General features: G+C 34.5%; 21 protein-coding genes and 3 tRNA genes. 21 read left to right on the plus strand and 3 right to left on the minus strand.

The genetic code is table 11. From position 1 onward, the window contains the following. Positions 1–12: 12 nt before the first annotated feature. From BALOs_RS00260 to BALOs_RS00345, 16 genes are all read left to right on the plus strand, one after another. On the plus strand, positions 13–546 hold the full coding sequence (locus BALOs_RS00260; protein ID WP_114706045.1) for an NADH-quinone oxidoreductase subunit J: 534 nt from the start codon (positions 13–15) through the stop codon (positions 544–546). Beyond that, on the plus strand, positions 543–848 hold the full coding sequence (nuoK, locus tag BALOs_RS00265) for an NADH-quinone oxidoreductase subunit NuoK (RefSeq protein WP_120403974.1): 306 nt from the start codon (positions 543–545) through the stop codon (positions 846–848). The genes BALOs_RS00260 and nuoK overlap by 4 nt, the downstream gene beginning before the upstream one ends. Positions 849–870: 22 nt before the next feature. Then, entirely contained in the window at positions 871–3,054 is a 2,184-nt protein-coding gene (locus BALOs_RS00270; RefSeq protein ID WP_120403975.1) for an NADH-quinone oxidoreductase subunit L, read from the plus strand. An 18-nt stretch (positions 3,055–3,072) separates the two neighbouring features. Beyond that, entirely contained in the window at positions 3,073–4,605 is a 1,533-nt protein-coding gene (locus BALOs_RS00275) for a NuoM family protein (RefSeq protein ID WP_233500237.1), read from the plus strand. Between the two features lie 18 nt (positions 4,606–4,623). After that, positions 4,624–6,099 carry an NADH-quinone oxidoreductase subunit N gene (locus tag BALOs_RS00280; protein ID WP_120403976.1) on the plus strand — a complete coding sequence of 492 codons (1,476 nt, stop codon included), beginning with the start codon at positions 4,624–4,626 and terminating at the stop codon, positions 6,097–6,099. A 1-nt stretch (position 6,100) separates the two neighbouring features. Further along, the gene (locus BALOs_RS00285) at positions 6,101–6,400 is read left to right on the plus strand and encodes a hypothetical protein (protein ID WP_114706050.1); all 300 of its coding nucleotides are present in this window, start codon (positions 6,101–6,103) and stop codon (positions 6,398–6,400) included. 838 nt (positions 6,401–7,238) lie between these two features. Further along, positions 7,239–7,688, plus strand: coding sequence for a hypothetical protein (locus tag BALOs_RS00295; protein WP_120403978.1), 450 nt, complete (start codon positions 7,239–7,241; stop codon positions 7,686–7,688). Then, positions 7,681–7,941: a hypothetical protein gene (locus tag BALOs_RS00300; RefSeq protein ID WP_120403979.1), complete on the plus strand. Its 261-nt coding sequence runs from the start codon at positions 7,681–7,683 to the stop codon at positions 7,939–7,941. The genes BALOs_RS00295 and BALOs_RS00300 overlap by 8 nt, the downstream gene beginning before the upstream one ends. Beyond that, entirely contained in the window at positions 7,938–9,224 is a 1,287-nt protein-coding gene (locus BALOs_RS00305; RefSeq protein ID WP_120403980.1) for a hypothetical protein, read from the plus strand. The genes BALOs_RS00300 and BALOs_RS00305 overlap by 4 nt, the downstream gene beginning before the upstream one ends. Then, entirely contained in the window at positions 9,221–10,054 is an 834-nt protein-coding gene (locus BALOs_RS15095; protein WP_162929470.1) for a hypothetical protein, read from the plus strand. The genes BALOs_RS00305 and BALOs_RS15095 overlap by 4 nt, the downstream gene beginning before the upstream one ends. Next, positions 10,044–11,033 (plus strand): hypothetical protein, encoded by a 990-nt coding sequence (locus tag BALOs_RS00320; protein ID WP_114706056.1) that lies wholly within the window; start codon positions 10,044–10,046, stop codon positions 11,031–11,033. The genes BALOs_RS15095 and BALOs_RS00320 overlap by 11 nt, the downstream gene beginning before the upstream one ends. 31 nt (positions 11,034–11,064) lie before the next feature. Next, positions 11,065–14,220: a hypothetical protein gene (locus tag BALOs_RS00325; RefSeq protein ID WP_120403983.1), complete on the plus strand. Its 3,156-nt coding sequence runs from the start codon at positions 11,065–11,067 to the stop codon at positions 14,218–14,220. Positions 14,221–14,277: 57 nt separating this feature from the next. Then, a tRNA-Ser gene (locus tag BALOs_RS00330) sits at positions 14,278–14,363 on the plus strand. 14 nt (positions 14,364–14,377) lie between these two features. Then, positions 14,378–14,467: transfer RNA gene (locus tag BALOs_RS00335), tRNA-Ser, on the plus strand. A 45-nt stretch (positions 14,468–14,512) separates the two neighbouring features. Further along, a complete protein-coding gene (locus BALOs_RS00340; protein WP_120403984.1) occupies positions 14,513–15,175 on the plus strand; it encodes a M24 family metallopeptidase in 663 nt (220 codons plus the stop codon). A gap of 86 nt (positions 15,176–15,261) precedes the next feature. Beyond that, the gene (locus BALOs_RS00345) at positions 15,262–16,242 is read left to right on the plus strand and encodes an alpha/beta fold hydrolase (protein WP_120403985.1); all 981 of its coding nucleotides are present in this window, start codon (positions 15,262–15,264) and stop codon (positions 16,240–16,242) included. Positions 16,243–16,252: 10 nt separating this feature from the next. Here BALOs_RS00345 and BALOs_RS00350 read toward each other — a convergent pair whose 3' ends face one another. The 3 genes from BALOs_RS00350 to BALOs_RS00360 all read right to left on the minus strand — a co-directional run bounded on the left by BALOs_RS00350 (position 16,253) and on the right by BALOs_RS00360 (position 20,054). Further along, the gene (locus BALOs_RS00350) at positions 16,253–17,746 is read right to left on the minus strand and encodes a bacteriohemerythrin (protein ID WP_120403986.1); all 1,494 of its coding nucleotides are present in this window, start codon (positions 17,744–17,746) and stop codon (positions 16,253–16,255) included. 127 nt (positions 17,747–17,873) lie between these two features. Further along, positions 17,874–19,163 (minus strand): MipA/OmpV family protein, encoded by a 1,290-nt coding sequence (locus BALOs_RS00355; RefSeq protein WP_120403987.1) that lies wholly within the window; start codon positions 19,161–19,163, stop codon positions 17,874–17,876. 9 nt (positions 19,164–19,172) lie between these two features. Further along, a complete protein-coding gene (locus BALOs_RS00360) occupies positions 19,173–20,054 on the minus strand; it encodes a phospholipase A (RefSeq protein ID WP_120403988.1) in 882 nt (293 codons plus the stop codon). Between the two features lie 134 nt (positions 20,055–20,188). Here BALOs_RS00360 and BALOs_RS00365 point away from each other — a divergent pair. The 5 genes from BALOs_RS00365 to BALOs_RS00385 all read left to right on the plus strand — a co-directional run bounded on the left by BALOs_RS00365 (position 20,189) and on the right by BALOs_RS00385 (position 23,156). Continuing rightward, positions 20,189–20,265: transfer RNA gene (locus tag BALOs_RS00365), tRNA-Arg, on the plus strand. Positions 20,266–20,293: 28 nt separating this feature from the next. Then, positions 20,294–21,049 carry a ThiF family adenylyltransferase gene (locus BALOs_RS00370; RefSeq protein ID WP_120403989.1) on the plus strand — a complete coding sequence of 252 codons (756 nt, stop codon included), beginning with the start codon at positions 20,294–20,296 and terminating at the stop codon, positions 21,047–21,049. Positions 21,050–21,120: 71 nt separating this feature from the next. Then, positions 21,121–21,699, plus strand: a complete 579-nt coding sequence (locus tag BALOs_RS00375) for a hypothetical protein (protein ID WP_120403990.1) — start codon at positions 21,121–21,123, stop codon at positions 21,697–21,699. Continuing rightward, positions 21,689–22,537 (plus strand): LPP20 family lipoprotein, encoded by an 849-nt coding sequence (locus tag BALOs_RS00380; protein ID WP_120403991.1) that lies wholly within the window; start codon positions 21,689–21,691, stop codon positions 22,535–22,537. Before BALOs_RS00375 ends, BALOs_RS00380 begins: the two co-directional genes overlap by 11 nt. A 13-nt stretch (positions 22,538–22,550) precedes the next feature. Next, the gene (locus BALOs_RS00385) at positions 22,551–23,156 is read left to right on the plus strand and encodes a hypothetical protein (protein WP_114706066.1); all 606 of its coding nucleotides are present in this window, start codon (positions 22,551–22,553) and stop codon (positions 23,154–23,156) included. Position 23,157: the final 1 nt, after the last annotated feature.

The following is a 23,157-nucleotide window of genomic DNA, read 5'->3' on the forward strand; positions in this document are numbered from 1 at the left end:
AGGATATTTGAGATGTTTATTAACACAATGTTTTTAATTTCAGCTGCGGCAACTATTATAGGAGCATTCCTAGTCGCCGTTTCTAAAAATTTAATGCATGCATGTATTTTCCTTCTACTTTCTCTTTTTGGAGTAGCTGGGCTTTATGCAACTCTAGGCGCTGACTTCTTAGCAGCAACTCAGTTAGTTGTTTATGCAGGTGGTGTTGTAATTCTTATGCTATTTGCCATCATGTTAACTGGTGGTATTGAACAAGCTTTTAATAAGTTTGGACTTAAGAAAGTTGCAGCCATGGGAACAACAAAAACTTATGCAACAGCAGGCTTTATGATGATTGTTATGAGTTTTGTTCTAATGAAGATACTTGCACCAGTTCTTAAAGTTCAAAAGCATGTTGAGCTTGAAGGTATTAAGCCAACAGTAAATGAGATTGGAACTAAATTAATTACAGACCATGTTTTAGCTTTCGAAATTTCATCGATTCTTCTACTTGGTGCACTTGTTGGTGCAGCTGTAATTTCTAGACCAAGGAGAATTAGAAAATGATTTCACTAACATCATACTTGTTAATTTCTTTTTTCTTATTCTTGGCCGGTGTTGCGGTTATGGTTGCAAGAAAGAATATTATTGCAATCATGCTAGGAATTGAATTAATTCTAAACGCTGCAGGTTTAAACTTTGCAGCTTATACAAGATTTGCAAACCAGAATATTGACGGTCATATAATGTCATTATTCATTATTGTTATTGCTGCAGCAGAAGCGGCAGTTGGTTTAGCGATTGTGATTCGTTTCTTCCAAGTTAAGGATACGATTCACATTGATGACGCTACTGAACTACAAAGTTAATTAAGAGATATAAGGGAAGAAAATGGATTATACGATTTCTAGTATTGCTCCAATTATTTTACTACCGTTCTTTGCTTTCGTAATTAATGCATTTATTGCATCACGCTTTACGAGAACGGCCGTTGCAATCAGTTGTGCAGCAATCGCAGGTTCGACAATTTATGCGTGGAGAATTTTTAGCGATTTCGTTTTTGGAACGTATTCAGCTAACTACCACATTCACAAAGTATTCACTTGGTTTGACCTAAATGGTGGTGGTCAAGAGTTCGCAGTTAAGATGGGATTCTACATCGATAATATGACTGCTGTTCTAGTTATGATGGTTACGGCCGTTGCAACACTGATCCACATTTTCTCAACTTGGTATATGAAAGATGACATGAACTACGGTAGAAACGGACGTTTCTTCACTTATATGTCACTCTTTACATCAGCAATGCTTGGTCTATCACTTTCAGATAACTTACTTTCAGTATTTATCTTTTGGGAGATCATGGGATTCTGTTCATACTCACTAATTGGTCACTACTATGAAAAAGAAGTTGCTGGTGCAGCTAACGTAAAAGCTTTCATGACAACAAGAGTAGGGGATGTTTTCTTCCTTCTAGGTATTGTTGCTCTTTGGACTGTTGTTGGTTCAGTAAGTTTCGTAGATCTTTATAATGCAATCGATGCTGGTGGATTAGTTGGCAAGGCCGTTATTGGAATTCCTTTAGCAACTTTTGCTGGTATGTGTATCTTCATGGGGACAATCGGTAAGTCAGCTCAATTCCCTTTAAACGTTTGGCTACCGGATGCGATGAATGGTCCTACTCCATGTTCAGCACTAATTCACGCTGCAACAATGGTTGCTGCTGGTGTTTATCTATCTTTAAGAATCTATCCACTTCTTGATGCTGGTGGACTATTAACTTTTGTTGCTTATATTGGTGGTATCACTGCTTTCGGTGCAGCGACTATCGCTCTTGTTCAAACAGACTTTAAAGCGGTTCTTGCTTTCTCAACAATCTCACAACTTGGTTACATGGTACTAGGTATTGGTGTTGGGTCATATAATGCTGCTTTCATGCACCTAATTACACACGCTGTTTTCAAGGCTTGTTTATTCTTAAGTGCAGGTTCTGTTATTCACTCACTTCATGATCACCACACACATGCTCACGTACAAGAAATGCCGAGAATGGGTGGTCTAAGACATAAAATGAAATTCACTTGGTTTGCAATGTGGTGTTGTACTCTTGCAATCGCAGGTATTCCTTTCTTCTCAGGTTTCGTATCTAAAGATAGAATCCTAGGAGATGCATTAATTGAAGCACTTCATTCACCAGTTATGATTGCTCCGGCAGTACTTGGTTTCATGGGTGCACTACTTACTGCATTCTATATGTGTCGTATGATGTTCCTTGCTTTCCACGGTAAGCCAAGAGACAAAGAAGTTTACGACCACTGCCATGAAGAAAAGTTTTCATGGAATAGAAACCTTCCACTATTACTACTTGCTGTATTTACACTAGGTGTATGGTTCTCAGGTTCTTTAACAGGTCAAGGATTTGTTAAGGTTGCTGATAAGGCAAACGGTAAATATGAGTGGTTCCAAACTTTAATTCAAAAGCCTAAGAAAGGTCAGTTTGAAAATTATAAGAGAGAAGCTCTAGGCTCAATTGATGTTCGTGAAAAAGGAACATTTACTAAGTCTAAGTATGACTCTACTTACGGTCTTTCTGAAGAAGAAGCACATCACATTCACCAGGTTCACTATATTGGTGCTGGTATGTCGATTGTAATTGCTTTTACTGGTGTATTCATCGCTATGATGATGTATCTGTGGGGTAAATGGAATCCAGGATTCTGGGTTAATACTTTCAACCGCTACTACAGAACACTTCAAGGTAAATACTTTATGGATGAGTTCTATATTGATGGATTAATCAAGAAAGGACTTCTTCCATTTAATAACCTATTAGCTAAATTTGACATGGGATTCTATGACAGATTTGCAATTGATGGTTGGGCCGTAGTAACTCGTTTTACAATGAGAGTTTCGGCTTGGTTCGATAATTTATTTGTCGACACAATTATGGTTGATGGAACAGGTGCAAGTGTACGTCTTTTTAACGTTATCTTGAGAACTATTCAGAACGGAAAGATCCAGTTCTACATCGCAATTATATTTTTAGTACTATTTGGTTATATTTTAGCTTTATAAGAGAATTAAGGAGTTACAGTGAACGCACATTCTAATCTATTAAGTTGGATTCTGTGGATGCCTATGATCGGTGTTCTTGGGGTACTTTTATTACCTAAGGCAAAAGAGACGGCAATCAGAGTATGGTCATTGATAAATACTGTGATCACACTTGTTTTATCAGGTTGTCTATATTTAAAATTCGACAATACTGTTCCAGGTATGCAGGAAATGTTTACCATTAAGAAAGCATGGATCCCGCAGTTTAATATTTTCTATCACCTTGGAGTTGATGGTATTTCACTTCCAATGGTTCTACTGACAGCGCTTTTATTTGCGATCTGTATCCTTTCTTCTTGGACTGTTAAGAAGCAAATTAAAGGTTACTTTGCATTACTACTAATGCTTCAGTCGACTGTCTTTGGTGTTTTCTTCGCATTAGACTTCTTCCTATTCTATGTTTACTGGGAAGTAATGCTTATTCCAATGTTCTTCTTAATCGGAATTTGGGGTGGAGAAAATAGAGAATACGCTGCTGTTAAATTCTTCTTATATACATTCTTTGGTTCAATCCTAATGCTTGTTGGTATGGTTGCTCTATACTTCGTAACAGGTCAAGGTGTTGACTCATTCAATATTCTAGCTCTTTCTGGTGGTAAGTTTGTAAACGAAACTGTTGAACTATTCGGAATGGCCCTACCATTTGCAAAAGTATTCTTTGTAGCACTTTTCATTGGTTTTGCTATTAAAGTTCCAGTATTTCCTTTCCATACTTGGCTACCACACGCTCACGTACAGGCACCAACAGCGATCTCAGTTATCCTTGCCGGTGTACTTCTTAAGATGGGTACTTATGGTTTCTTAAGAATTGCGTTCCCAATTTTCCCATCAGCTTCTGTTTACTTTGCAGATGCTATTGCGTGGCTAGGTCTTATTAATGTTATTTACGGTGCATTCTGTGCCATGGCACAAAACGATGTTAAGAAACTTGTTGCATATTCTTCAGTTTCTCACATGGGATTCGTAATGTTAGGTCTTGCAGCAATGACTGTTCAAGGTATGAATGGTGCTGTTCTACAGATGTTCAACCACGGTACTTCAACTGCAATGATGTTCCTTCTTATTGGTATTCTTTATGAAAGATCACACCACAGATGGATCGTTAGACCAGATGGAACAAAAGGTTTTGGTGGTCTTTATACACAACTTCCAAAATACTCAATTGTTTTCATCATCGCGATGTTCGCATCAATGGGTCTACCAGGACTTTCAGGTTTCATCTCTGAAGCTTTAATTTTCCTAGGGATCTACGATAGATTTACAACAATCACTGTAATTGCAGTTCTTGGTCTACTACTAGGTGCAGCTTACTTACTATGGATGTTCAAGAGAATGTTCTTTGGTGAAGTTATTGAAGAAAATAAATCTTACACAGATATGAATGCTAGAGAAATCTTCTACATGCTTCCACTTTGTGTGGCAGTAATTGTATTCGGTATTTATCCGTCTCCACTACTGAACATGATGAAGGCTTCTGTAGGTAAACTAGTTTCATTATTAGCGACTTTTTAATAGTCAATAGGTGAAGTGATGGCTTTAAATTATTTAGCGAGTATCTCACATTATATTCCGGAGCTTTTAGTATGCTTCACGATGGGGGCCTTAATCCTCATCGAAGCTACTTACGGAAATGATGATAAGGGTAGCTCGAAAAAAATGTTTTACTGGAGTTCGATGATTGGACTTTTATGTGCTCTGATTTATCAAGTTAAAGGTCTTGGTACTGATGCAACACATATTTTTACAAAGTCTGTTGTCATGGACCATTTCTCTGGTTTTGCTAAGATCGTTATGATCTTAAGTACGGCAGGGGCAATTTATCTTTCTAAAGTTTCTAAAGATCTTTATGAAGGTACGAAAGCTGAGTTTGGTATCTTAGCAATGGGAATCTTAGTTGGTGGTATGCTTCTAGCATCTGCAAACAATATGCTAATTTTCTTTATTGGTATTGAAACACTTTCAATCCTTTCTTATGCAATGGCAGCTCTTAAGAAAAATGATGAGCGCTCTACTGAAGCAGGTCTTAAGTATGTACTATATGGTGGTGCAACTTCAGGGATGATGTTATTTGGTATGAGTCACATCTTTGGAACTCTTGGTACAATTAATTTCTCTGAGATGATCCCAATGATGTCAGCATTAACGGAAGAACAAACACTTATTATGATTCCTTCGTTCTTATTATTCTTTGTTGGTATCGGATATAAAATTGCTTGTGTACCATTCCATATGTGGTCACCAGATGTTTATGAAGGTTCACCTCTTCCAGTAACTGCTTTCTTCTCATTAGTTCCGAAGTTTGCAGGTATCGCAGCATTTACCAGATTAACTCAAATCTTCTTTGCAGGGGATGTTGGGATGCTTAAACATTCTTGGATCTTCCTATTGATGATGGTTGCAGCGCTGACGATGACAGTAGGTAATGTCTCTGCAATTGGACAAAGATCAATTAAGAGAATGCTAGCTTTCTCTTCTATCTCACACGCTGGTGTAATGATGTTAGGGGCCATTGTTCTTGGTGAAATGGGTGCAACAGCTATCCTTTTTTACGCGGTAACATACCTTTTCATGACTCTTGTAGCATTCTATATTGCTTCATTTATCCAAGATCACTATGGTAATGATCATATCGATCGTTTTGCTGGTCTTATTAAAAAGCATCCATTTGCTGCAATCGCTATGACAATTACAATGTTCTCATTAGCAGGTCTTCCACCTCTAGCGGGATTCGTTGCAAAATTTAATATCTTAGCTGCAGTTGTTCAACAAAAGTACTATGTACTAGCAGTTATCACTGCTGTTAACTCAGTTATCTCGCTTTACTACTACATGAAAGTCGTAAGAGTGATGGTACTGAAAGATGCTGAATCAGATGAGAAGGTTGCAGGTCTTGGATTTGTTAATCAACTTATTATTGGTGTTTACACTGCACCAGTACTGATTATTGGTATCTTCTGGCAAAAGCTACTTTCTCTTGCCAATGGAGCCTTGCTCCTAATTAAGTAGTATGGAATTAGTACTACTGACAACTACAATCTTATTTTTATTACTTGGGGTAGTCTTAGGCTACCCTTTGTTTTTCAAGCCAAAGAAGTCTGGCGGCCCATTTCGTAAAGTTCATAACGAAACTAATATTGCGAACTCAAATATTGTCCCTTTAAAATCTGTGTTTAAATACGCGATTGTATTTCTAGTTCTTGCAATGATTACAGTTATTATTACTGGTGCAGGAAATCTAGAATTTTATAAAGAAGCGTATTCAATATTGGCCGGCCTTGCTACAATTTTAATATTATTAATTTTATAGTCTTTTAAGAAATAGGGATAGTTCTTGGAGTTAATGATAACTTTGCCACTATGGCTGATCTTAATTCAATTTGTAGGTGCACTTGTAAACTCACAAGACTTTGCACCTACATACAGTCTCAAGAAGTATCTTATTGCATCTCATAAAGCACAAGAAGTAGATGCTCTAAGTTTTAATTCTTTTTTTGTAATACTTTTATCTGTTTTATTTTTTCAAACATTATCAATTTTCTTTATATTAACAAATCAGCTCTCTTATATTCTTCCGTTCTATTTCATGATGATAATTTCAACGATTTTCTTAGGGATTTATCGTTTTAGATTATCACTGATAAGAAGAGAGGTTATAGAGATTACACAGATCACTTTGTCGCAGTTAATTTTGATTAGTATCATTGTGTTAACTTGGTTCTTAGTTCAGTCTGATTCAATTATTTTAAGGTCTATTTTCCTACTGCCATTGTGTATCCTCTTTTATTCAACTGAGCTACAAATGATAAAGTCAGGCTCAATTTATTCAGATAAGAAATACTTAGAAATAAAATCCTCATATATAAGATTGTTATATCAATGTGGATTCATCCTTTTTGTCATAAGTTTGATACTTACGGGAAGCGACTTTTCAAAACTAATTATTTCAAAGTTTAGTCCAGGCTATATCCATTATGGAGCTTTAACTGTTTTGGTAATCGTATTACAGGTAATATCAATTATTTTGAGTAATATATATATTAAGTTTCAACCTCTAAGGGATTATCAAAGTTTGATAACTTCTTCTAAAAAGAGAGTGTTAACTTCATTTTTTATTTTTGTAATCTTTTGTAGTTTAAAGGCTTTTAATGTTTTCTAATATTATCATTATATTGCTTTTCATATTTGCGGCTTTTTCAAAAGGTCGCTACACAATGATGCTCTACTCCGTTGCCCTTTCATCTTTGTTGGTAAGTTTGATGGGAGTGTCTTCAACTGTACTTATTTACTTTTTAGGTCTATTTCTTGTTGTTTTTATTCTTCTTATAACATTAATAGAATATTGTTTTCCCACAACTCAAGTAAAGTTTAAAAAGTTTTCTTATACGCCTTATATACTATTTACCATTATCTTACTGGGTGTTTTCTCAGTTAATATTTATCATTTAAATAACGATAATAATCTTATTAGCATAATCAATAACTACAATGTTGATACCCATATTAATTGGCCAATCCTATTAAAGTTTTGTGTTTTATTAGTATTTACTGCATTTCTGTCACTAGTGAACCTAAATGGAGATGAAGAGAATGCATAATATCGATACATTTACACTCCTAACAATTGTTTTTGTTATTAATATCGGAGTTTATTTATTTACACAGAGATTTACAAAGAAGCTTTTTTCTTTGTTTTCAAATATTGCAATCTTTCTTTTACTAATCGACCTTAGAGTTCAGGAGTCTATATCTTTAAGCGATGGTGTTATGCTTTTTATCTATATAGCGCCAATCTTTCTTCTGATAAATTCTCTGTTTAAGGAATTTCGTGTAAGACAGGGGGCAAATTGATTTATTTTAATGTCTCTTTATTCTTACTTACTCTATTGGCGGTTCACTTCTCATCAAAGATTAATAACTGGGGACGCTCATTTATTTCCTTGATACCTATACTTTCGATTGTTGTCGTGTATTTTTCTGGTATGGAGATAAATTACCTTAATTCTATTTTCCCATTTATTTTATCTTTTTTAGTTATTGATGAAAAAAAACGAAATGTTTACGAAATTTTGCCATTTGGAATCTTACTCTTTCCAATTGATATCAATATAAAGATTATAGCTTTTGCTTCTTGTGTATATCTGAATTTAGGTAGCTATAAGAAACAGTCGCTTAATATTCTTAAACTTGCGATTATCGCATTTATTACGCTCGTTGATAAAACTTTGGCCTTTAAATATTTATTCTCTGTTTATTTATTATTATCTTTTTTAGACACTGATAATAAGGACTTTGCGATTACAGATGGAGTGATTCTTTCTTACCTACTCACTAGTGATATTCAGTATGTAACACAAAACTTAAACCAATTCTTAATTGGACTCTCTTTTTTAATCTTTTTGAGCTTATTAAATAAAGAAAATATTTTTAAGATCATATTTGTATTAACTGCAATCGTGAGTGTTTTCTTAAATTCTGAATCTCAATTAATGGGTCTTATCGTTTTTTATTATATGATTAGATCTTTTCAAACATGTATAAAAATTTCTGCTAGGGAAATTGCGGTTTTTGATAAGTATGTTCTTGTTAATGCTTTATCTCATCTTGGGTTGATTGGAATTCTAGCAATGTCATTTTCAACTCAAAATCCATTTTTTATTGCTCTGTCAATTATACTTACTTTCTTTGTTTATATTTTAGGTAGCGATGAATTGACCTCATTTGAGATGAGTGGCAAATGGTATGAAAGCTTTTATTCACTTGTTTTCTTTAGCGTTTTTGGCTCTCTTTTGTTTCTACTTTCAAGTAAGGCATTTTCTATTAATGACCAATTCTATCTACATGCAATTACATCTTACTTAGTGATAGGTATTACATTTATCGTGATTTGTTATAAGTTTAGAGCAGTGATTGAGCCTATTTCGACACAATTGCATTTATCTAATAAAAAACGACTCATTTATATGAATAATATTTTTTATAATGAGAGAAGATTTCTTGCTCAAAATGATCAAGTAGTTAAAGGGAAGAGTATACTGTCACATATTTCAGTACCATATAAGACAGTAAGAACGATTAGTTTAATTGTTACGGCCATTTATTTCTTAGTTTTAATTGTGCAGGTGGCAGGATGAAGTATAAGAATCTTATTATATATTTAGCTGTTTTAATTGGCTCAATTCTTATTTCATTTTTCTTAAATGGCTATACTGTGGAAACGCCGTTTCCGTATTTTAGTATGTCTTTTAAGTTTGGACTTCAAACAATTGTTGGAACATTAATAGCCGCAGTACTTGTACGAGAAGAAAGTTTTCTAGATAGAGTTATTAGTCTGCCTCTTTCAGTGTTTGCATTCTCTTCAGCAACTATTTTGCCTTTTGTTATTTTTACAGGTGCATTTTTTGCAATATTAAAAATTGAAAATGTAAAATTCTTATTATTTGCAATCTTGAATTTATTAGCTCTTTTAATTTTTAAGAATGACATTGTTATTAGTAATCTAACTTTTGTTGTATCTGCTTTCTTAATACTTTCATTTACAAAAAAAATATCATTATTAAATTTATTTCTATTCCAATATTTTGTCTTGTTGGATATTAATTCAACGATTAGCTCAGTGCATGTATTCTTGATCCCATTTTGTGTTCTTCTACTTCTTTTCTTATATATAAGAGGAAAGGTTAGAAACTCTATCAATGTTATGGCCTTGTCCTTAATTATTCTATCGGGAGATGTAACGTTATCGGTGATATTAACAGCATATAGCTTACTAGGTATTTCTATATTATTTGATAAATATCGTTCAAAAGAAGAGAAGATAATAACTTCTAATGTAACAATTGCTACAATTATAATTTCAATGTCATTTTTGTCAGCGCAATCCTTGTTAATACCACTAATTGTGGTACTTACTGTGTTTGTTGAATACAATAAGAATAATGTGGAGGTTAATCATGCAGTCTAACTTCTATTTTCTTCTTCTGCTTTATCCAGTTATATATTTCTTAAATAACTTCCTTATTAAGGTTACTTCAATTAATTCTAAACAGAGAACATCTGTATTAGCTTTCGTATTCTTATCATCATTTTACTTTCTATTTAGAGATTTCATCTTTTCTTCTGTCGATAGAAGTTATTTTGCTATATGTTCAGTTTCATTTTCACTATTCTTTTTAAATAGTCGTGGAAATTCGCGAGTATTATTTAAGGCCATTACATTATTATGGTTTTCTCTTTTTAATATATGGAACTTCACGGGTGTAACGGATATCGTTCTTTTACTTGGGATGTTTTGTTTTTTTGATACTGATAAGAAAAGTGAGCATAGCTTATTTTATAACCTATCGTGGATTATAATTGCTGTAGTTTATTTCTTTGTTAAAGAGTTTCAAGGTGGAGAACTTGGAAGTCTCTTTTATGAAATACTTCTAGTGGTTTCTACTCTTTTATTGGTTCCAAAAGAGAAAGATTCACCTTTTCTTTCTATTCTCCAGTATATTTTCTGCTTATCTGTTTTAAATCGATTTATAGCTTTAAATATAGAATTAAGTCCTTATTTCTATCTATTATTTCTCTTTCTACAAGTAGCATTTTCATTTATTAAAATTGATGAGAAATACCAGGCCATTCAATTGATGTCGATTTGTATGGCCAGTGCAATTATCTTATTACCAGTATTTGGAATTGATAGTTTTTATCAACTATTTTTAATAGTTTATCTTCTTGTTTTTTCTTATAAGTCAAAGCAGTCAGAGATCGTTGCCAAGTTATTGAGTATTGTCCATGTCCTTTATTTATTTTTAATTGGCTATGTCGCATACTTACACAATACTTACTTAACGAATTTACAGCTACTTTCAGTGATATTCTTGATTGTTACACTCGCTTATCGTCAAAACCTATTTGGTATTGTGCAAAATAGTCCACGCAAAGCGATTGTTTGATTTAATTTCAATTACTTAAGATAATAGTCATATGATTAAGTTTCGTGTCAAAACCAAGTCGAACAAGGTTTTGGGCCCTTTTATATTCTCTGAACTAGTTGAATTAGGCGAAAAAGATGCTATCGATCAAAACTGCCTTTTTCAGAAGTTTCCTACAGGAGACTGGGCACCGGTGGGTGCAATTCCAGAGCTTTCAAATCTCTTTGAAAAAATAAACTCAGATGAACCTTTAAAATTAAATGAGAATACTGACAAAGATGAACCTCAAGAAGAGGTTAGATATGCACAAACTGATAGTGAGCAAAAGCATCACACATTAATTGGTGAAGATAAAACAGAGTTCAATGAATTCAAGTTCTCTAAGGATAAGAAGCTCGATATTAACTACGATGAAATCGAAGAGAAGTTTAAGGCCAAGAAAGAACAGGAAGAAATTGAAGCACAAAATGCAGGTGTTGAGAAAACAGTAGTTGTTAAAATGCCAGCTTTTAAGCCACCAGAGAAAGAAAGTGATGAAATAGAAAAAACAGTAGTTGTTAATAATCTGCAAGATGTACTTGATGAATCTGATGATGAAGAAGATGAGAAAAAAGAGAAAGCTGAAGAGGTTGTAGAGGAGCCAGAAGAGGTTGTCGAGGATGATGCAGCTACAGCTATGTTCAATCTAGAAGAGCTTAAAAAAGAACAATTGCCAACTAAGACTGAAGATTACAGTGACTTAGAATTAAAGATTAAACAAGAAGAGAGAAACCTTAAAAAGAAGGGGAAGCCAAAAGAGCAGCCTAAGCTTGAGTCTAAAAAGACAAAGAAAGAAGGCAGTAATAAGAGAAGAAATCTTACGATGGCCCTTTTCTTAGTTGTTACCCTCATTTTTTTAATGCCTGATGAGAAGAAAGATATCGAGACAGTTGTTGTTCCAAAGATTGTCTTTCCTGTCGCAACAGAGGTAGCAGCTCCAAAGAAGGCCCAAGAAAGCTATATTGCGGGGCTTAAACTATTTCAAAAAGATGATTATGTCTCACGCGTAGCTGCGGCCCAAAAGTTCTATGAGTCTCTACGTTACAAGTTTAACAAGAACCCAGCATCAGGAAAACTTATTCATGTTTATAGTGATTTGTTGATAGACACTCAAAAAACAAAGAAAGCTGGGCAAGTTATTTCTAAGCTTTTGCGTATTGAGGAAAGTAAATTATTAAATGATATTGATGTTGTAATAGGTGCAGCACAGTTTTATGCCTTTTTTAAAAAGTATGAAACAGCAATCTTTACAATCGAGAGATATAATTACTTAAAGTCTAATAAACCCTCTGTAAAACTATTTTCAATATATCTAAATTACCTATTAAAAGCAGGGGAGTTAGACAAAGCAAAAATCGTTTACGAAAAACTAAGTGGCGCTAAGGTGAAAACAGTAGAGTCAATCGATGCAATGGTTAATTACCTACTACTTAATGAAAATAGTACTGATGCCCTTAAACTTATTCAAAAACATGAGAATAAGTTTAAAAATAATTATCGATTCTTAATAGTCTATGGGGAGCTTCTCTTAGAGCTTGAAAAAATGGATACCTTAAAGAAAGTTGGTGCTATTTTAACAGCAAAATATGGTGGTGGCTCTCCTTATAATTTTGCACAAGGTCTCAAATTTATGGGATTTGTAAAAGCATATGATAAGGATATCCAGGGAGCAACGAAGCTTTTTCAACAATCATTAAAAATATATGATGATGAATCTCTTAGAGACACCCTCGCTACTTTAGACGTTGCCGGAAGTGATCTAACACAAAAGGTTATTTCAACAAGTAAGATTAAAGTTCTGATTAGACAGTCTAAAGATGAAGTTATGCTTCTAAATTGGGACCGAGCATTTGAATTGGCCCTAAGAGCAGTATCTTTAGATGAAACAAGTATCGATGCAAAATTATATTTAGCTGAGTTACAAGTTAAGCGTGGATACTTTGATTTTGCTATAAAGACACTTACAAAGCTAAGAGCACTTCACCCTGTTAATCCTAGAATCAATTATGCTCTAATTATGGCAAATCTGAAGTCTTATAAGAAAGATGAGGCCAAGAGATTATTATCTGCACTTTCAACTAGTGAGGAGTTTAGAGAAACATTTGAATTTCAAATGCTACTTGCTCATTATTATAACCTAATTGCTAATGATAAAATGGCATTTGATAAGTTTAAAGCAGCTTCTCAAATTAACCCGTTAAGTGATGAAGCATTCTTTGAAATGGCAAAGATTGCATTTAAGAATAAAAAGTTTAAACAAACAAAATTATTCTTAAATGAGGCCATGAGTTTAAACCCTTCAAATATTGATTATAAAATTCTTAATAGTAAGGTTTTATATGAAACAGATGGTGTAAGAACTGCCATTGGTTATTTAAGACAGGAGCTTCTCGAGCATAGAGATAACCCTAAGTTATATGGTCAAATTGCAGTTTATTATTACCGTGATCAGGACTTTGAAGCATTTAAAGAAATGAAAGAAGTTCTTGATCGTCTTAATAAAAAAGATGGTGCACTATATGCATACCTAGTAGAGGTTTCTGAAATAGAAAGAGATTATAATGACTTGGTTGAAAATGCTTTAAAGTTACTTGTGTATGAGCCAGGAAATTTATTAATACGTGAAAAACTTATCATTACTTATATTCATTTAAAGCAATATGCGAATGCAACTAAGCATATCAATATCTTAGAAAAGAGACTTCCTACTTATCCTCGTATTAATTACTACCGATCAAAAATATTCTTTGAGCAAAATAATTATAAGCAGGCCGAGGCATTTGCTAAGAAAGAGATAGAAATGCATCCAAACTCTGAATATGGGTACTATATTCTAGGCGAAATTTATTTAAGGGCTAAAAAAGTTCAAGAGGCCAAGGCAAATCTTTCTAAAGCTATTCAGATTAATAAACGCTATTTTGATGCGATATTTTCAATGGGGAAGCTTACATTTCAAACACGTGAGTTTGTGCCTTCTCTGCAGTTCTTTCAGCGCGCATACCGCTTAAATCCGACTGATGCAGACTTGAATAAGATGATGGGTTTCCTATATAAAGAACTTGGACAACCTAATCTTGCTATCGATAAATTTAATCGTTATTTAACATTAAGTCCTAACGCGCCTGATCGTAGAAATATTATGAGCTTAATAAATCAATTAAAGCGTTGACAAATGTATGCAAGAATCTTAATAATATATCTCACGAATGCAAAATTTGTATTTTGCGGAGGATTGGCTGAGTGGTCGAAAGCGGCGGTTTTGAAAACCGTTGAGCGCGAGCTCCGCAGGTTCGAATCCTGTGTCCTCCGCCACTTTTTTTCTATGTGGAGAAGTGGGAGAGTGGCCGAATCCAGCACCTTGCTAAGGTGTCGTACCCTTACGGGTACCGCGAGTTCAAATCTCGCCTTCTCCGCCATTTTTAAATCTTTTCCATTTCTAATAAACAATCAAAAACAATTATATGAAAGATCAATCTAAAACCATTCAAGATGTTGGTTGTTCATTTGATATTGATAAATATTTAAATGCAAGAAAGCTAACGATTGAGGCCGTTAAAGAAGTCTCTGCTTTGGTTTGTGTCGGTATGACAGAAGATGATGGTCAAAAGCTAATTGATGAAGTTTTAGCCAGCAAGGGTGTAGAGAAGAAATGGCATCCAACAAAATTTCGTATTGGAAAGAACACAGTAAAGTCTTTTCGAGAGAAGTCTGATGAAGGTGTAACTCTAAAAGAAGATGATCTCTTCTTTATTGATATCGGTCCCGTCTTTGATGGCCACGAAGGTGATTATGGTGAAACCTTCGTAACATCTAATAATCCAGAATATTTAAAAATTAAAAAAGCTAGTGAAGATGTTTTTCATACTACTGCCAATAAATGTCGCGATGAGGGCCTTACTGGAGTTGAGTTATATGAGTTTGCGCAATCATACGCTAGAGATTTAGGTTATGAACTTAACTTAAAAATGAGTGGTCATCGTTTAGCGGACTTTCCACATGCTGTCTATTTCCGTGGAAGCCTTGGTTCAAGTGATATAAAGCCAAAGAAGAATCTTTGGATTTTAGAAATTCATATTCGCCATCCTAAGAATGAATACGGTGCCTTCTTTGAAGATCTAATTTAAACAACTGTTTCGTCATATTTGTGTAGGCCAGCTTTACACAAATACATGTTTCCTTTTAAAATTTTAAAATAACAAAAGGACAGAACATGAAAATATTCAATCTTCTAATCATATTAATTTTTGTATCTTCTTGTGCTTCTTCATCTAAGAACGAACTCTCATTTGATGCAGAATTATCTCAATTTAAATATCCATTTCCAGTTAAAACATATGAATTCTCAACTCAAACGCAAAAGTTAAAAATGAGATATATGGATATTGGTAAGTCAAAATCAAAAGTTGCTGTCCTACTTCACGGCAAAAACTTTGCAGGATTTTATTGGGAGAGAATTGCAAATGATCTTGTGAAAAAAGGTTATCGAGTTATTATTCCAGATCAAATAGGATTTGGAAAAAGCTCGAAGCCAGACAACTATCATTATAGTTTTCCTCAGTTAGCAAAGAATACTCATGGATTAATAAAATCACTAGGAGTGCGTAAGTATATCGTTGTTGGTCATTCAATGGGGGGAATGCTTGCTGTGAATATGGGGGCCATGTATCGAGACATTAGAAAGGTTGTACTCGTAAATCCAATTGGCTTAGAAGCATATCTTGATTATGTCGAATATAAAGACCCTGAATTTTTCTTTAAAAGTGAAATGAATAAAACAGTCGATAAGGCCCGCGCCTATCAGCGAAAAAATTATTATGATGGAGCTTGGTCAGATTCATATGAAGCATTATTAACTCCATTTAAAGGTCAGTTAAATGGACCAGATTATGAAGTTGTTGCTTGGAATGCGGCCTTAACTTATGGACCTATATTTGAAGATAATATCGTTGTTAAATTTCCAAAAATTAAGGCCAAGACGGTTTTAATATTAGGTACTCGAGATCGAACAGGTCCTGGGCGAGGATGGAAAAGAAAAGGTGTTAAGAGAAAGTTAGGACAGTATCAAAATTTAGGTCGAGAAATAAAAAAAGAAAACCCTAAGCTTAAGCTCATTGAGCTGAAAGGCTTAGGGCATATGCCTCAGTTTGAAGACTATAATCGTTTCTCTAAAGTGTTCTTTAGAGAGTTTTAATTTCTCTTAGTTAGGCAACGAGTTTAATACCTTGTTGCCTAGCATGATCTGCATACTTCGTATCAATTCCCATAATATGTGTGAATAGCCAGTTTTTAAGGAAGCTTGCAAGCTTATCTTTTTCAACTTGTCCACTCTTGAGTTGTGCTTCAAACTTTGCAACATTTGAAAGAAGCTTCTCGTGTACTCTCTTATGAGATTCATAAGATGGATAGTTTATTGAACGCATATATTCTTCTTCTTCATCAAAGTGAAATACTACGTATCCTTTTAAATCCTCAAAAGCTTTAGCGATACCTTGTTGAGTGTTCATCGCACGGATAAGAGTATTGATTCTTTTTAATAATTCCTCGTGCTCGCTATCTACCTTCGGTATACCAATTGCATATTTTTTATCCCAAGGAATCTCTTCGATTGCTGATGAAGTTACAATATGCTTTTCAGTCTTAGTTTTATGAATTGAGTGTCTTAAATCTTTTAGGTAATCATTAATAGTACTTGCTAGTTTCAGTGTTTGCGAAACGACAAGTGTACTTCTTTGAGTTGAGTTATTGATTAAGTGAATAGCATCTCTTAGTTCAATAACACCATTTTCTTGCTCTCTAGCAGCGACTGTAATTTCTTCGATCTGCTGATTCATTTTTAAAGTTTCTTCATTTGTTTGATTGAAGCTATTTTTAAACTCTAAAAGAGTATGATCGCAAGAATTGGCCGTTTCATCTAATCTTGTTCCAAGTGATTTACTGCTTTCTTCGATCTTTTCAATAAGTGTATTTAGTTTTGTTTGTGCTTCAGAAAGAGTGTAGTTAATCGCATCCGCACTATCACCACTTGTTGTCGCAAGCTTTCCAATCTCCTCGGCTACAACAGAGAATCCTTTTCCATGCTCTCCTGCTCTGGCCGCCTCTACTGAAGCGTTAAATGATAAGAGCTTAGTCTGGAAAACAATGTCGTTGATAAGTTGTGCCTTACTTTCGACTTCGCTAAAAGTATGTAGAAAACCATTTAAATTTGTTGCTATGTCACTTAGTGACGCATTAATATCACGACTTGTGTCTAGGCTGGCTTCAATATTTTCTTCAAGCCTTTCAAGGGACTTATCACTATTTCCAATAAGCTGGTTAATCTCTTTAATATTGCTTTCAAATGATGAAATTGATTCAGTTGTTCTTGTGATCATGGCACTAATCTCATCACTGGTAGCACTTGTTTCTACGACAGCGCTTGCTTGTTCATTAGTACTATCTTCAAGCTGCTCACATGAATCAAAGAACTGAGAGTTTGTCCCAATGATGTTTCTTTGAAGATAATCAAGTTTCCCCATTAATTCGGTAAGTGAATCCCGATGCTTTTTTTGCATAATGTAAAACATGACCAATGTTGGTATTGTTGCGAGCACAAATGGTAGTGATGCAATGACACCTGAATTAGTTAAGTAACCAATTAAACAAGTAATAGTTAGTGATAAGGTAAATGTAGTGGCGATAATATTGTTAGTTTTCATATTAACAATATCGGGCAAGAATCAGTTTTTCGTTAGAAAAAATTTAATGACCTTCGTCACTTTTCGCTAAGAATTATTGTTTAATTTCAACAACTTCGATGAAAAATATTGAAAATTTTCGACTATTCTATAGTTCTTGTTGAATATATAGCCCAAGATAATTGCTTCCGCCTTTAATTCTTCCAAATACAGATGAAGATTCAAAGATTGAAGAGCGATGGTGAATCAATAACCCGGCCCAAGAATGCTTGAGGCCAAACTTTTCAAGATTGAAGTCGATAGAGAAGTCGAGGTAGTTCATAAACTTGCTATCACGGTATCCCTTTCCAGCTATATCAATTTCTTCAATATAGGTAATTTCATCAACGTATGAAATACCTTCTGCTAATCCAAGTCGCCATTTTGTTGGCCAATTAAATGGAATGAATATTTTCACAGCGATTACGTATTCATTACTATAGCCTTGTACTTCACTCTTTAGATGTCTTACATAATTTGGGAGTAAGTATACTGGAATATCCCCACCCATAAATGTGTCTGAAAGAGGGATCCCGTAAGCTAGTGATACCATGTCATTGTTGTATTCATCAGTGGCAGTATGAAATGATAATATGTCGCTTAAGTTTGAAGGTGTTGCTTTAGTGTATGCGGCCCTAATGAACTCTTTGCTTTTAAGCTTTTTTCTTTTTGGAAATTCAATTGCATTGCTCTTATGTAGTCTATCTGAAAGAAAAGCGATTCCAAGAAATGTTTCTGTGTTGACTTGGCTGTTTATAGCATCGGTACTAGCAGTGTGATTATCAAGAGTACTTACTTTTGCGTGGGCCAGAAGGTTAAAGTCTCTATGGATGTGTATTGTCGTTTCAACACCTGCTCCGACTTCATAACCAGAGCCAGGCTTAGCAGTTCCGTTATAACCATAGTAACGGTTATTAAATTCTGTACTTCTAATTTGGGCATAGGCAAATGGTTCAAAGAAAAGACTCTTCCAACTGAAGCCCGCTTTTGTTTCGAAATTTATATAGGGCCTAGTAGAGCTATCAACTAGGATCTGAGCATTTGATTGCCAAAATGTGTTGTGAATAAATTGAAATTCAAGGCCGTAATCAAAAGCTGAGCCACGAACTTCATTTTGAAACTCTTTGGGAATATCAAAGAAACGATAGGTTGTATAAAGGTTGGCGCGCCATTTTTCATGTTTTATTAGTTTCCCTCTAGCGCTTAATCCATCTAGTTCGAAGTCTCCTCTTTTATAGTAAAATAGAGGAATGATATCTGAAACATATTTGTCATCTGAAGTGTATGGAATTCTAGCATTTCTATACCCAAACCCAATTCCCCAGTAATAAGGCTCTTTACTTTTTGAAAGTACTTGGGAAGAGAGTATACATATAAATACAATTAGAATATTTTTCATCTAAAAAGCCTATAACCAATCTGTAAATGCGACACCTAATCCAATACGTGTCATCTTATAATTATAATCAATTAACGATTCACCATATCCATCAAAATATTGAACATATCCTTTAAGTCTGGTTTCAGGCAGAGGAAATGACCAAGATAACTCGACAGCACCTTTATTATCGCTTCTAAGATTATTTCTTAACATTAGAGAAAGTGTGTGACCATTAACTTTATGAATCGTAGTTAATTCAAAATTACCCATATATTCATTAATATCTGGATTATCATCACCAGTGTAGTCTGTGGGACTTGTCTTTTTTTCCTCTGGAATTCGATACCACACTTTCAACATGAAAAGTGTTTCACGGTAGTCAAAGAATGTTGTGAAGAAGATTCGATTCCAACTTCTTGATTGTGGGATATCTTTCCCATTAGATTGATGTGCAAAACCAAGGTGATAATAATTTCTAAAGATCGTCCAATTATCTTCAAATGGCATCATGGATAAAAATATCTCTGGTTCGTAATTCGTATCCCTAAATGCTGCTGAGTTTTTCTTGTTAAATAGTTGCCATACGGACTTTTGGGTATAGGCAAAGTTTAAGTCTGTATTTGAATTAAATAATTTTGAAAATACAGTAAATTTAAAGCTTAATTGGAACTTTGTTTCCTCGTTCTTTAATTCGTCGTCATCATTTATCGGAGACTCATTAGGATCATGCATATAAGTCACAGGCAGGACATAATTTGGTCGATGGGCCGTTACAAGTGAAATGGTATTATTAGAGGCCTCATCTTCTTTTTGTCTCTTTTGTATCGTTTTCTCAAGTGAGTCCTGGGCAAAGATTGAGATCGTGAAATTGAGTAATAAGGCGCAATAAATGCTTCTTTGAAAAGTCATAGTCGTCGTATATTAAAGGGTTTTTAGTTGAACGTATTGTCTAATGAATAGGGCCTCTCTGACAAATAATTTCCATAGACGAAATACTAGATTGACAATATACGACGTTAGGGGCTATAAATACCCCTACATGCGCACTCGTAGCTCAGCTGGATAGAGTGTCTGACTACGGATCAGAAGGTCGCAGGTTCGACTCCTGCCGAGTGCGCCATGTCTTAAGTATTTGTAATCACAAGCCTATGTCAAATCACGAACAAAGATTTAATGGAATTGTTGCTTTATTAGGGGAGCGAGAATTCTCTATTGTTAAAGACTCTCATATTATGGTCATTGGACTGGGTGGAGTTGGTACGTGGTGTGTCGAGTCCATTGCTCGATTAGGTGTGAATAAGATCACTCTCGTTGATCTTGATGATATCTGTGTTTCAAATACAAACCGACAACTTCATGCCCTTGAAGGAAATTACGGCAAAATGAAGGCCGACGCTTTGGCCGAACGAATTGCAAAGATTAATCCAGACTGTAAGGTTACATGTCATTATTGCTTCTTTAATGAAAAGAATATGGAAAAGATTTTTGCAGAGAAGCCTTCGATTATAATTGATACGATTGATGCCCCTCGTGAAAAAGCGATTCTTATTAATGAATGCTATAAGCGAGAAGTCAAAGTGGTGAGCTCTGGTGCGATCGGTGGGAAAGTTGATCCTACAATGATCACTGTTGCTGAGCTCTCAAAAACTAAGCAAGATATGCTGTATCGAAAAGTAAGGCAGGAACTAAAGAAAAAACATCTCTATCCTCTAGGCAGATCAAAAGCAAAGGTTCAGTGTGTTTACTCGCCTGAGCCATCAAAGAAGATTAAAAAGTGCGATCTTGAGCAAACATCTAAGGCTTTAAAGTTAGATTGTAATGGTGGACTAGGAACGGCCACTTATATGACAGGAACAGTAGGTTTCTTGCTTTCTCATTTAGCTATCAAAGAGCTTTTAAAGTAATTTTTCATTGATTTAATCTCGTCGTAAAGTAAAATTAGTTGACTTTAAATAATCAAAAAATGGAGATATCTATGATCAGGCTCGCTTGTCTTTTGGCATTATTACTAACAATTACTTCGTGTTCATCTGGCCCTAAAGAGCGTGAATTTGAATTAGATTATAAAGTCATAAATGCTTCACAAAAAGTTGAACCAGTATGGTTAGAAGATATTAAAAAATATGAAGGAGATAGTGGTTATCATTATTTCTTATCTCAATCTGAAAATAGAAATAGAAGACTTTGTATTAAATCAGCTACCGCAAGGTCTACAGCAGTTATCGCAGCTGAAGTCTCTCAAGAAATATCAAATGACTATACTGAAGTAACAAGTTTAGATAATGATTCAGAAGAAGTTAAAACTTTTTATGAAAAGCTTACACAAACTGTTCGCACCAAAGTTTCTGGAGTACGTGTAAAAGAGCAATACTGGGAAAAGCGTCAGAAAAAATCAGGTGAGGAATTAACGGGTTCACCATACTATGCTTGTTTCTCAGTTGTAGGAATAAAAGAAGAGACTTTAGACCGCGCTAAGAAAGCAGCACAAGAAAGTGCAATAAACTTAGCACCATCAGATAAGAAAGAAGAGTTGAGAGAGAAGTTTGAAGACTAAAGTATTCATTCTCTTATTCTTTGCCTTTTCTGGTTTCGCTCAAGTGAAATCATGTCCAGCTGACTTTTTGTGTGCAAAAGCTTGCAGTTTAAGTGAGGCGGAGGCTGTGGAAGATGCTCGAGTTGAAATTGCAAAAAACTTTCAAGTAAAGGTTAAGGCAAAGTTTCTTTCAATTGAGTCTTCTGATGGAAAGTTGGATGAATCTCAGTATTCTGATTATGTCAGTGAAGAAGTAAGCGAAACTCTCTTCGGTGTAGAAACAATTGAAAGTTTTGTTGATGAAGAAGATTATCATTGTGTTCTACTTGGATTGAATAAAAGTCGTTTTCGTCAAAAGCTTAAGAGTGACATCACTAATCTTAGGGCCGAGAACGAAAGTATCTATAAACAAGGTCATAATCTATCGATATTAAAAATCAATGCAAATAATAATATTATTAAAAAGCTTGATGTTTACTTAGCGGTATTATCAGACAAGTATAAGTCTAATGTTGTTCAATATAAGAAGAGAGCGAAAAAAGAAATTAATATCGCTATTTATTCACAGCCTAAGTTTGAATCAATTGATAAAATGTTGATAAGTGAACTTAATAAGGCAAATGTTTACGATAATAATGACATTGAGAAGAAACTAAATATCGCAATTGCGCTAAAGAACGAATATCTAAATGTTGAAGGCTTCGTAAAAAGAACTCTGGAAGTTAACTTCATTTACGGAAAGACAAATATAACTAAGAGATATACACAAACGGGTCGTACAGAGCAGGATATAATACTAGATTTACAAAAAGAGTTATCTGACGATTTACCAGATGTATTTTTAGAACTTAAAATTTAATAATGGAGGATATATGAAGAACTTACTTCTAATAACACTTATGCTTTCACTGTTTTCATGTGGAGGGTTTCAGGCACAGAGAGTATCTGGAGATGAGTCTGATGAGAAGTCTCTTGAGATTACAGATGCATGGGTAACTCGTGATACAGAAAATGCTGTTGAAGATATCTTAAAGAAAATGAATGATCACCGTGGCTTTAAGAATTATCGACTTAAACTAGGTCGAAGACCAAAAGTTTTTATTGCAGATTTTGGTAACCAAACGGCTGAGCCATATTTTCCAGTTGATGATATTTCAGACGAGTTCCTAACTCAGATCAGTGAAACAGGTGAGTTCATTCTGATTGATGCTGCTGCTAGAGAGTCTCTTTTAAAAGAAATTCAGTATCAAAATGACGGAATGGTAAGTCCTGCAGAAGCTAAGAAGATTGGTAATGCTGCTGGAGCGGATATCATGATCTTTGGAAATGTAAGAATGAACCCACGTAAGAGAAATGGGAAAACATTAAAGGAATATACCGTGAACCTTCGCATGACAGATATCTCAAGAGGGGTTGAGGTTATGAGAACAAGGACTCGTGTAAATAAATATTCGGAGCAATCTAAAGTAGGTTGGTAGA

It is taken from the genome of Halobacteriovorax sp. BALOs_7, assembly GCF_003612895.1.
Classification (GTDB): domain Bacteria; phylum Bdellovibrionota; class Bacteriovoracia; order Bacteriovoracales; family Bacteriovoracaceae; genus Halobacteriovorax_A; species Halobacteriovorax_A vibrionivorans.

Excerpts from the sequence above, each read along its gene's own strand:
- BALOs_RS00260 (WP_114706045.1), top strand. The coding sequence starts at position 13 with ATGTTTATTAACACAATGTTTTTAATTTCAGCTGCGGCAACTATTATA.
- nuoK (WP_120403974.1), top strand. The coding sequence starts at position 543 with ATGATTTCACTAACATCATACTTGTTAATTTCTTTTTTCTTATTCTTG.
- BALOs_RS00270 (WP_120403975.1), top strand. The coding sequence starts at position 871 with ATGGATTATACGATTTCTAGTATTGCTCCAATTATTTTACTACCGTTC.
- BALOs_RS00280 (WP_120403976.1), top strand. The coding sequence starts at position 4,624 with ATGGCTTTAAATTATTTAGCGAGTATCTCACATTATATTCCGGAGCTT.
- BALOs_RS00285 (WP_114706050.1), top strand. The coding sequence starts at position 6,101 with ATGGAATTAGTACTACTGACAACTACAATCTTATTTTTATTACTTGGG.
- BALOs_RS00295 (WP_120403978.1), top strand. The coding sequence starts at position 7,239 with ATGTTTTCTAATATTATCATTATATTGCTTTTCATATTTGCGGCTTTT.
- BALOs_RS00300 (WP_120403979.1), top strand. The coding sequence starts at position 7,681 with ATGCATAATATCGATACATTTACACTCCTAACAATTGTTTTTGTTATT.
- BALOs_RS15095 (WP_162929470.1), top strand. The coding sequence starts at position 9,221 with ATGAAGTATAAGAATCTTATTATATATTTAGCTGTTTTAATTGGCTCA.
- BALOs_RS00320 (WP_114706056.1), top strand. The coding sequence starts at position 10,044 with ATGCAGTCTAACTTCTATTTTCTTCTTCTGCTTTATCCAGTTATATAT.
- BALOs_RS00325 (WP_120403983.1), top strand. The coding sequence starts at position 11,065 with ATGATTAAGTTTCGTGTCAAAACCAAGTCGAACAAGGTTTTGGGCCCT.
- BALOs_RS00340 (WP_120403984.1), top strand. The coding sequence starts at position 14,513 with ATGAAAGATCAATCTAAAACCATTCAAGATGTTGGTTGTTCATTTGAT.
- BALOs_RS00345 (WP_120403985.1), top strand. The coding sequence starts at position 15,262 with ATGAAAATATTCAATCTTCTAATCATATTAATTTTTGTATCTTCTTGT.
- BALOs_RS00350 (WP_120403986.1), bottom strand. The coding sequence starts at position 17,746 with ATGAAAACTAACAATATTATCGCCACTACATTTACCTTATCACTAACT.
- BALOs_RS00355 (WP_120403987.1), bottom strand. The coding sequence starts at position 19,163 with ATGAAAAATATTCTAATTGTATTTATATGTATACTCTCTTCCCAAGTA.
- BALOs_RS00360 (WP_120403988.1), bottom strand. The coding sequence starts at position 20,054 with ATGACTTTTCAAAGAAGCATTTATTGCGCCTTATTACTCAATTTCACG.
- BALOs_RS00370 (WP_120403989.1), top strand. The coding sequence starts at position 20,294 with ATGTCAAATCACGAACAAAGATTTAATGGAATTGTTGCTTTATTAGGG.
- BALOs_RS00375 (WP_120403990.1), top strand. The coding sequence starts at position 21,121 with ATGATCAGGCTCGCTTGTCTTTTGGCATTATTACTAACAATTACTTCG.
- BALOs_RS00385 (WP_114706066.1), top strand. The coding sequence starts at position 22,551 with ATGAAGAACTTACTTCTAATAACACTTATGCTTTCACTGTTTTCATGT.